The sequence below is a fragment of the Nocardia sp. 852002-20019_SCH5090214 genome (assembly GCF_001665865.1).
GTDB classification, from domain to species: domain Bacteria; phylum Actinomycetota; class Actinomycetes; order Mycobacteriales; family Mycobacteriaceae; genus Nocardia; species Nocardia nova.
Map to the genome: position 1 here is coordinate 1 of NZ_LZMK01000312.1, position 1,165 is coordinate 1,165.

Below are 1,165 nucleotides of genomic sequence, written 5' to 3' on the forward strand. Positions count from 1 at the left end.
CCGCGACCGTGACCGGTGTCGCGGTCACGGTCGCGGTTGTAGGCCTGCGCGAGCCCAGTCCCCGGGGCGGTCTGGCGCGCTCGTGCCTCCGGGGTGGGCGGCTTCACCGCTTCACTCGGCGGCTTGGCCCGCCCGGCCGCAGCGGCCAGGCGCTGAGCGCGCTGGTCCTCAGTCAGTCCGGCCTGGCGCAGGTTGTACTCCAGCAGCGCGAGGCGTTCGGGGCTGTCGTAGGAGGGCGGGCCGGGATTGCGTTCGGCGGCGACCTTTTCTCGGCGACCGGCCCACTGGTCCTGGACGGCGCGTGCGCGCTCGCCTTTCTTCTCGCAGGCGTCGTTTTCGACGGCGAGGAATTGGTTCACGTCGAGGCGGACGTGTTCGGGCACCCCGGCAGTGATCATGCTGTTGCGCAGCTGTTCCTCGGCTTGGGTGGCTTCGTAGTCGTCGCGACTGGTGCGCCCGGCCGCCAGCGCGGTCTGCGCGAGGACCACACGGTTGAGGTCGTCGCGGACTGCGCGGACAGTGCCCTCGGGCGCGGCCGCGGTCGACAAGATTTTTTCGATCTCGCGGCGGTTTTCCTCGGCGTAGGCACGCGCGTAGTTGTCGCGGCGTTCGCGCTCGATCGCGGCCGCGGACCGGTCATCGGCCAGCAGCGTGTCCGGCACCTGAGTTTTCCCGGCCTCGATATCGGTGAGCACGGCGCGCAGCTGGTCACGCTCGATATCGGCCAAACCCTTGCCCGACTTGATCGCCTTGTCGATCTGAGCGCGCATCACCTCGGCCCGCTGCCGCTGGTCTTTGTCCCACCTCGCCTCGGGGTCCTTGCCGTCGGGATCGAGGGCGATGCGGGCCTCCACGATCGGCGCCAGCGCCGCATACGCGCGCACGGTCGTGGCGAGCTCGTCGCGGTTGACGTGATCGGGCCACAACGGCTTACGCGCCTCGGCCGGGTTTTTGCGGATCTGTTTGCCCCGCTCGCGGGCGATCTCGCGGTCTTTCTCGGTCATCACCGACACCGCCTCGGCCAGCCGCGCCTGCACACCCACGGTGTCCAGACCGCTCTTGAGGCGGGCCTGATAGTCCAGCAGCAAGGTGTCGACCCGGTATTTGGCCTCCTCTCCCGGATCGACCAGCGGAGAGTCCATGCGGCGCAGAGCGGCGGCCGCCG

1 pseudogene is annotated in these 1,165 nt (G+C 69.8%); it reads right to left on the reverse strand.

What is annotated here, in order from left to right:
• A pseudogene (locus A5780_RS25015) lies at positions 1 to 1,142 on the reverse strand (hypothetical protein); the annotation flags it as partial.
• Positions 1,143 to 1,165: the final 23 nt, after the last annotated feature.